We start from the raw sequence: 7,251 nt of genomic DNA, 5'->3' as shown, positions 1-7,251 counted from the left end.
GGGGGGGGGGGGGGGGCCGCTGTGGCCATCATGCCCCGGGGGGGCTTGGCGGGGGGGTGGGGGCCGGCGCAGCCGGCCAGTGCCAGGAGGCCGCCAGCCAGCAGGGCCAGCGGCGCTGTGCGGGATGAACGAATCATGGGGTGTCTCCTGAGTGGGTTGTTGTGCCACTCAGGATACGCCCCTGACGGGGCGGGCAAGGGCAGTCGCCCAGTGCCGGTCGGGGGCTTTGCGGCGCTGGCGCGCAGGGCGCTCAGGGCGCGACTTTCACGCCCTTCCAGAACGCGACACGGCCCTTGACCATCTCGGCCTCGGGTTTGGGATCGGGGTAGAACCAGGCGGCGTCGGTGTTGAGTTCACCGTTGACCAGCAACGAGTAGTAGCTCGCCTGGCCCTTCCAGGGGCAGCTGGTGCGGTGGTTGCTGAAGGTGACGTAGTCCCGATTGAGCGCGCTCTCGGGGAAGTAGTGGTTGCCCTCCACCACCACGGTGTCGTCGCTTTCGGCGATGGTCACGCCGTTCCAGGTGGCCTTCATGCGGGCGCGCTCACTTGTTTTTCTCTTTGCCGCGCGGCATGACGGCGGTGACCGGTGGCACTGGCCGGTCAGAGGTGACCGGGCCCTTCGGGACGGAGGAGTCCTTCTTGGGTTTCTTGGCCATTTTTTCGTTGCGTTGTTCCTTGCCCATGGCACTCTCCATTGACTGCCGCGACGCGCGGCTTGAAGCGCAGATGGTAAGCCACAAAACGCGCCATTTCAGCCCGCCACGCGGGCCCGAAACGGCGCCCTGCGGCTTACGGATTCATTCCCAGGAAGCCCGCCAGTGCCTCGGTGCCCATGGCGCCGCTTTGCGTGATCACCGCGCCGCTTTTCTGGTGCTTGGCCACCATGAAAGGCACCGAAGAGGCCCCCAGCCGTTCGAGCAGTTCGGTGTTGGTCTTGATGGTCTGCAGCACATCGGGTGCGATGCTCGACGACGCCGACATGCCGCCCTGGCCAGCGAGCAACTGCTGCTCGTGGGCGGTCATGGTGTCCACCGGGTTGGCGGCGGTCATGATGGCCGCGCCCTGGGGCGCGCTCTTGGCGTTCATGATCGCCACCGGCAACCAGACGAACTTCACCTTGTTCTGCAGCGGTACCGACGACTGCCACAGGTGGGCGCAGTGCGGGCATTGCGGATCGAACAGCACGAACACCGTGTTGGCGCTCATGAGCGCACCGGCCGTGAAGCCTTTGCCCTGGGCGCTCAACACGTCGTAAGCCTGAGCGGCGGCAATGGGCGCCTTGTCGGCCGCACTGGCACTCGCCGTGCCTGGCGCACCGGTGGTGTCTTCCTTGGAGCAGGCGGCCAGTGAGAGTGCAACAGCAGCGACCAGGGGGAGGGTGAAATGGCGGATGTTCATGGCGCAGCGAGGGTGGTTTTTGCTGGGGCGAATCATCGCAGAGAAGCCGCGCCGCCGCATCGCGCGAGGCAGATGGACAAAAGGCGCAGCGCCCCGGCTGCCGGGTGCGCTGCGCCCTGCGCGCCGTTGGGCGCGGTGGCTCAGTTGTTGAGGATCAGGTTGGCGATGAGACCGGTGGCAATGGCCACGAGCACATAGTCGGTGCCGACCTGCACCCAGTGGTGACCGCGCGGGGGTGGCGCCAGACGGTATTGCTGGGGGTTGACCACCACGTACTGGCGGTTGCGGTATTCGTAGGGGATGTAGCCACCGCGGCGGAATTCGGGGCCGCGTGCGTTGTAGTAGTAGTGGTGGTAGTGCCGGTCGTTGCGCGACTGGCGGTAGTCGCGGCGATCTTCGCGGCGCTCCTGACGGAAATCGCGGCGGTCGTCGCGGCGGTCCTGGCGGTAGTCCCGACGGTCATCGCGCCGGTCGTCCACGCGCTGCATGTGGGCTGGCTCGAATCGGCCACCTTGAGCGAAGGACAGTGAGCTCACGCCCAGCGAGGCGGCAGCCAGGGCATACACAACAAGGTTTCGGGATTTCATGGAGGTTTCTCCTTGGGGTTGGTGAGCCTCCATCGTGTGCGCCCCTTGTGAACGCCCGGTAAACGCCGCGCTTTGGTGGCGCAAAGTTCTGTACCGGCTTGTGCGCCTCAGGGCGCTGGCTGTTCGCGCGCCTTCATGGCCGCCTGCGCGTGCAGCTTGGCGGCGATGTATTCCCCGTGGGTCACGTGCAGCAGCCCGGCCACCTTGCTGATGACGTGGTGCTCGTTGGCATCCAGGTGCTGATCGGCGAAGGCCACTTCCCACATGGCCTCGACCACGCGGATCTTCTGTTCCTGCGAAAAGCGCTCGTTCATCAGCGCCGTGAAGCGCTGGTAGTCGTACGCGGTGCGAGCGGTTTCGTGGGCCAGCTCGAGCAGGCGCTGCAGTTCGTCGTCGGTGAGGTTGAACTTGCGGCGCAGGGCGCTCAGCACGGCATCGCGCTCGTCGTCTTTCAGGTCGGGCTCGGCACGCATCACCTCCACGAGCAACACGGCGGTGGCCAGTTGCAAGGTGTGCTCCTGCTCGGCGGGCCCTTGCGCGCTGGCGGGTGCGGTGAGGTGGGTGGTGAGCTGGTCGAAAAGGTCTTTGAGGTTTCTGAGCATGTCGGCGTCCGTCGGCACAGGGCAATGCAGGATGGAGCCCGTGCGTGGCTCAGGGTTCCCGACCCCACACCAGCAAGAGGTTGTTGGCAGGCATCGCATGGCGCGCTTTCAGGCGCAGGCCCGCGCGATGGGCTTCCTGTTCCACGTCCTCGCGGCGGCGGATGCCCCATTGCGCGTTTTCGCTGCGCAGGCTGGCGTCAAACGCCAGGTTGCCGGGCGACGTGGGCACACCGTCTTCGAGGTAGGGCCCATAGGTGACGAGCACGCCGTGTGGCGCAAGGCAGCGTGATGCGCCCTGCATGAGCGCGGCGCACGTGGCCCAGGGCGCGATGTGCAGCATGTTGGCGCAATAGATGGCGTCAAACGTGGCGGGCTCCACAGGCCATGCCGGCGCCAGCACGTCCAGCTGCAAGGGCGCGAGCACCTGGCCCGCGCTGGCCTCGGCCGCCCAGGCGCGGATGGAGGGCAGGGCGTCGGCCTGGAAATCGGTGGGCTGCCAGCGCCAGCCCGGCATTTGCCCGGTGAACCACGCGGCGTGCTGCCCGGTGCCGGAAGCAATCTCCAGCACATGGGCTTGCGCCGGCAGGTGCTGTCGCAGTTGTTCAAGGATGGGGTGCTTGTTGCGTTCGGCAGCCGGGCTCAGGCGCAGGATGTTGGCGGTCATGCGGGCATTGTCCGGCACGGCCGTTGTGGCGAGAATGCGGCCCATCATGAAAACGCTTCTGCTGGTGTTGGTGGCGGTGGCGGGCCTGCAGGCCTGCGCACTGCAGCGCGTCTCGCGGGCCGGTGAAGGCCAGGCCTCCAGCGAGGCGCTCACCGTCATCACGGGCCAGGTGAACTACGTCATCGACGGCCAATTCAAAACACCCTACGGCGCTTTTCGCCCGGCCTGGCAGGCGCCGCCCATGATGGCGCTGAGCCTGACCACGGGCGATCCCCACGTGTTCGGGCAAGTGGACAACACCGACGGGCGCTTTCGCTGGGCGGTGCCGCCCGGTGCGTACGTGATCTCCAGCATCGGCATGGGCACGTACACAGACGACACACGCATTGACTGGCCGCGCGTGGTGTTGTGCGTGCCGCGCGCGCCGGGTGCCACGGTGTACGTGGGGCACCTGCGCCTGGAGGGCACGAGCTATGTTGAAGACGTGCGGCTGAGCACGGGCACGCAGTACACCGCGCGCGGAGTGCGGTATGCGTTCAGGGTGACCGACGACGCCGCCGAAGCGCCGGGACAGACCAAGCGCCTGATGCAGCACCAGCCCGGTATGCCGATGGGCGACCGGTTGGTGGAGCGATGGCGCGGCGATGCGCCCGCCCTGGAGCGCGAGCTGTGTGGCGGCATGGTGCGCTAGCATCGCCCGCATGAGCACCCAGTTCGAAAGCCTTCGCCCCGACACCCTGTACCGCGAGGTTTTCGATGTAGATCCACCTGCTGCCTCCGGCGTGGGGCGCGAGGTGTGGCCCCGCAGGCCGGGCGCGTTCATTCGTCTCGCGCCGGGAGATGTTGCCCCCGAGGGCGGCTTGCCCGCGCGGGAGCTGATGGTCGGGCAGTTTGGCCTCGTGCCACCGTGGGTCAAGTCGGCATCCGACGCCAAGCTGCGTTCCACCAAGCTGGTGAATGCGCGCTCTGAAACCGTGACCACCTCAAACAACTTCCGCAGCGCGTGGCTGGGTGCGCAGCGCTGCATCGTGCCGATGATGTCGTTTCAGGAAGAAGACTGGCGCAGCGGCAAGGCCGTGCCCACGCGCATTGCGCGGGTGGACGGCAAGCCCATGGGCGTGGCGGGTTTGTGGGAGCGCTGGGCCGATGCCGATGGCACGGTCATCGTGAGCTTCTGTCTGCTCACGGTCAACGCCAACAGCCACGCGCTGATGCACCGCTACCAGCAGCCCGGCAGCGAAAAACGCATGCTCGCGGTGTTGAACGAAGGCTCTTACGGCGCGTGGCTGACCGCGCATCCCGAGAAAGCCCGCGAGTTCATGCGCGCTTATCCGGCGCAATCGCTCACAGCGAACCCGGTGGAGCGGAAGAAGGCGCAGTAGCCGCGAGGCTCAGCGGGGCGGGCGCCGTGTCGATCGCGTGCGGGCTCTCGGCGGGCGTGTCGCTGGCCATGGCGAGCGCCTGGCGCTCGGCTTCATGGATCGCTTCGATGGGCACGGTGTGCGTCGGGTCCACCGTGACCACGCCCAAGCCCACGCGTGGGCGGAAAGGGAGGCGGTCGCGCTTCTCGTTGAACACCGCCATAGGGTGCGACACCGTCAGGGCCAGGCGCGCCGCCGTGGCGCGAACGGGTGGCTGGTGGGGGTCCATCGTGAGCACCACCACAAAGCACCGCGGGTGGTACAGGCCCACCGTGCACCGAAAGCCCGCCGCGCGGCGGATGCGCGCGGCCACCGTCGACAAAATCTGGTGCTCTGCACTGGGACCGATGGCATCGGCCATCTCGTAGAGGTTGCTCACGTAGAGGCACAGCACGGCCGACTCGCAATCCAGGCGCGCCGCGCGCCACAGCGCGTGCTCCACATCGGCAATGAGCGCCGAGCCCGTGGACAGGCCCGTGGCCGGGTCGGCGCTGTGCGACAGGCGCGCGAGCCGCGCCATGGCGCGGTTCTGCCGGTTGCGCAGCAGGCCCAGCACCGAGGCCATCAGGAAGAACAGCACCGTGACGGTGGCGGTCAGCAGCCAGGTGCCCACGCCGAAGCCAGCGACATCGAACCCGCGCAGGTAGTGGCCCACGATGGTGAGCGCCAGCAGGCACAGCGCCACCGCCATCCAGCGCGCCAAGGGGTCGCCCAGCCTGGCCGCGCGCACGGCCGCCAGCATGGCCAGCAGCACCGGCACCATGTTCACCACCGCCGTGGCCAGCAGCAGGCCGTGAAAGTGTTCGGGTGCGATCTGCGTGGCCGTGACCACCAGAATGACCGCCGCAGACAGCAGCACCGCACCGCCATACGCCGTGAGGCGGTGCACGCGCCCGTCTTCACGCGCGCCGCCCAGCCAGGTGCCCACGAAGTACAGGCCCATTGCGCCGGCTGCCGGCCCCAGGCTGGCCTTGAGCACGATCAGAAGCCGTGCCGGCAGATCTGGAAAAAACACCTCGGGCAAACCCGTCATCACCACACAGCTCGCGCCTGTGATCAGGACAAACAGCAGGTTGCGCACGGCACCGATGTTGCGGCCGACGAGCGCGTCGGCCAGCGAAAGACCCACGAGGGTGAGGAGGCCACCCAGCATGGCGGACCAGATGGCGGTTTCGGCAATGGACATGCGCCGATTATGGGCAGTGCCCCGAGCAGGTTCGGGCGTGCGCCGTCCACTTTGTCACGCGCAACCCGCTGGTGTGCGCCTTGCTGGTGAAAGCCGGTGAACGCGTCAGCGGCCAGTGGCCGACGGCCGCTGCCGAGACGCGGCGAGCGCGGGCTTTTCCCGGTGCTTTTGTTTGAGCCGGGGCATGGGCTCCAGGAACGTGGAATGCTGCCGCAGTAGCGTGGCCGCCTCGGCTTGCGCGCGCCGCCGGGACAGCACATGCAAGACCAGCAACCCCGCACCCAGCACCAGCGCCATCCAGGCGGGCGCCAGCAGGGCCTTGGAGGCCGCCTTGAGCGATTCCTCGACCGCCATGGCCCAGGACATGACCCACAACAGAGCGCCGGCCACCACGGCACCGAGGCCGTTGAAGAGCAGGGGCTGGGTTCTGCGTCGGTGGGCGCGGCGCCGGCGCGACGGGGACTTGGAGCTGGAGGTCTTGTTCATGAGAAAGCTGCCCAGCATCATGACCCCAACCCGCTGCCCCCCACGCCGCAGGGCGACAAACGGAGCGATCGCCGGCTGGCCGTGAGATGGGTGCGTACAAAGCGCCTACATTCCTGCCATGACCCTTGTTGAAAACCCGCGGCCCGCACCCGATCACGCGGTGTCTCGCCTGCGCACCACCCGCCTGGCCGCCAGCTCCAAGCCCTACCTGGCGCGCGGCTCGGGTCTGGTGCGCTGTGTGGGCTGCCGGCTGCTCGCCAGCCACTGCCTGTGCGACCTGCGCCCGCAGGTGCCCACGCAGGCCGGCATGTGCCTGCTGATGGGCGATGTGGAGGCGCTCAAACCCACCAACACCGGCTGGCTCGTGGCCGACGTGGTGGCCGACACATGGGCCTTTGGCTGGTCCCGCACGGCGGTGGACCCGGCCCTGCTCGCGTTGCTGGCCGATCCGCAATGGCAACCCTATGTGGTGTTCCCCGGCGAGTTCGTGGCGCCCGAGCGTGTGGTGAATGCGCTGCCTGAGCCCGTGGATGCCAATGCGTCCGCAGGCGCCAGAAAGCCGCTGTTCGTGCTGCTCGACGGCACCTGGTCGGAAGCGCGCAAGATGTTTCGCAAGAGCCCGTACCTCGATGCCTTCCCCGTGCTCAGCCTGCAGCCCGAGCAGGTCGCGTCCAACTACCGCTTGCGCCGCTCCACGCACGACGGGCACTTCTGCACCTCGGAAGTGGCGGCGCTGTGCCTGGCGCTCGCTGGCGAAGCGCATGCCGCGCAGGCGCTGGCGGCGTGGCTCGACGCCTTCACGACGCATTACCTCAGCGTGCGGCGCAGCGCGCCCCTGGACCAGGACACACCCGCGCACCACCTGCTGCGGCAACTCGCCGCCGCCCGCTGCCACCCTTTGCGATAG

The 7,251-nt window shown here is 68.0% G+C and carries 11 protein-coding genes; 3 read left to right on the top strand and 8 right to left on the bottom strand.

Translation table 11 applies throughout. The annotated features are described in order from the left end of the window. Nucleotides 1–250 precede the first annotated feature (250 nt). The 6 genes from KXJ60_RS14945 to KXJ60_RS14920 all read right to left on the bottom strand — a co-directional run bounded on the left by KXJ60_RS14945 (nt 251) and on the right by KXJ60_RS14920 (nt 3,251). Nucleotides 251–532 (bottom strand): DUF427 domain-containing protein, encoded by a 282-nt coding sequence (locus KXJ60_RS14945; RefSeq protein ID WP_291129565.1) that lies wholly within the window; start codon nt 530–532, stop codon nt 251–253. Nucleotides 533–542: 10 nt separating this feature from the next. Then, nucleotides 543–683, bottom strand: coding sequence for a hypothetical protein (locus tag KXJ60_RS14940; RefSeq protein ID WP_291129564.1), 141 nt, complete (start codon nt 681–683; stop codon nt 543–545). A 106-nt stretch (nt 684–789) separates the two neighbouring features. Further along, nucleotides 790–1,398, bottom strand: coding sequence for a thioredoxin fold domain-containing protein (locus tag KXJ60_RS14935; RefSeq protein ID WP_291129561.1), 609 nt, complete (start codon nt 1,396–1,398; stop codon nt 790–792). Nucleotides 1,399–1,538: 140 nt separating this feature from the next. Beyond that, on the bottom strand, nt 1,539–1,985 hold the full coding sequence (locus tag KXJ60_RS14930; RefSeq protein ID WP_291129559.1) for an RcnB family protein: 447 nt from the start codon (nt 1,983–1,985) through the stop codon (nt 1,539–1,541). 107 nt (nt 1,986–2,092) lie between these two features. Further along, nucleotides 2,093–2,587 carry a TerB family tellurite resistance protein gene (locus KXJ60_RS14925; RefSeq protein WP_291129556.1) on the bottom strand — a complete coding sequence of 165 codons (495 nt, stop codon included), beginning with the start codon at nt 2,585–2,587 and terminating at the stop codon, nt 2,093–2,095. A 49-nt stretch (nt 2,588–2,636) separates the two neighbouring features. Beyond that, a complete protein-coding gene (locus tag KXJ60_RS14920) occupies nt 2,637–3,251 on the bottom strand; it encodes a DUF938 domain-containing protein (RefSeq protein ID WP_291129554.1) in 615 nt (204 codons plus the stop codon). A gap of 46 nt (nt 3,252–3,297) precedes the next feature. Between KXJ60_RS14920 and KXJ60_RS14915 the strand changes: the two genes are divergently transcribed. Beyond that, the gene (locus KXJ60_RS14915) at nt 3,298–3,942 is read left to right on the top strand and encodes a hypothetical protein (protein ID WP_291129551.1); all 645 of its coding nucleotides are present in this window, start codon (nt 3,298–3,300) and stop codon (nt 3,940–3,942) included. A gap of 10 nt (nt 3,943–3,952) precedes the next feature. Further along, nucleotides 3,953–4,633 (top strand): SOS response-associated peptidase family protein, encoded by a 681-nt coding sequence (locus tag KXJ60_RS14910; RefSeq protein WP_291129548.1) that lies wholly within the window; start codon nt 3,953–3,955, stop codon nt 4,631–4,633. On the opposite strand, the gene KXJ60_RS14905 is transcribed toward KXJ60_RS14910, so the two are convergent. Next, on the bottom strand, nt 4,596–5,858 hold the full coding sequence (locus KXJ60_RS14905; RefSeq protein ID WP_291129546.1) for a 7TM diverse intracellular signaling domain-containing protein: 1,263 nt from the start codon (nt 5,856–5,858) through the stop codon (nt 4,596–4,598). The two genes, KXJ60_RS14910 and KXJ60_RS14905, sit on opposite strands and share 38 nt — an antisense overlap. 105 nt (nt 5,859–5,963) lie before the next feature. Then, nucleotides 5,964–6,344 (bottom strand): hypothetical protein, encoded by a 381-nt coding sequence (locus KXJ60_RS14900; protein ID WP_291129543.1) that lies wholly within the window; start codon nt 6,342–6,344, stop codon nt 5,964–5,966. Nucleotides 6,345–6,462: 118 nt separating this feature from the next. Here KXJ60_RS14900 and KXJ60_RS14895 point away from each other — a divergent pair, with 118 nt between their 5' ends. Continuing rightward, nucleotides 6,463–7,251 carry a tRNA-uridine aminocarboxypropyltransferase gene (locus tag KXJ60_RS14895; protein WP_291129540.1) on the top strand — a complete coding sequence of 263 codons (789 nt, stop codon included), beginning with the start codon at nt 6,463–6,465 and terminating at the stop codon, nt 7,249–7,251.

Origin of the sequence: Hydrogenophaga sp. (genome assembly GCF_019264445.1) — a bacterium.
Taxonomy (GTDB): Bacteria; Pseudomonadota; Gammaproteobacteria; order Burkholderiales; family Burkholderiaceae_C; genus Hydrogenophaga.
Note: the sequence above shows the minus strand (reverse complement) of the source record. Positions and strands in the feature narration are given on the sequence as shown.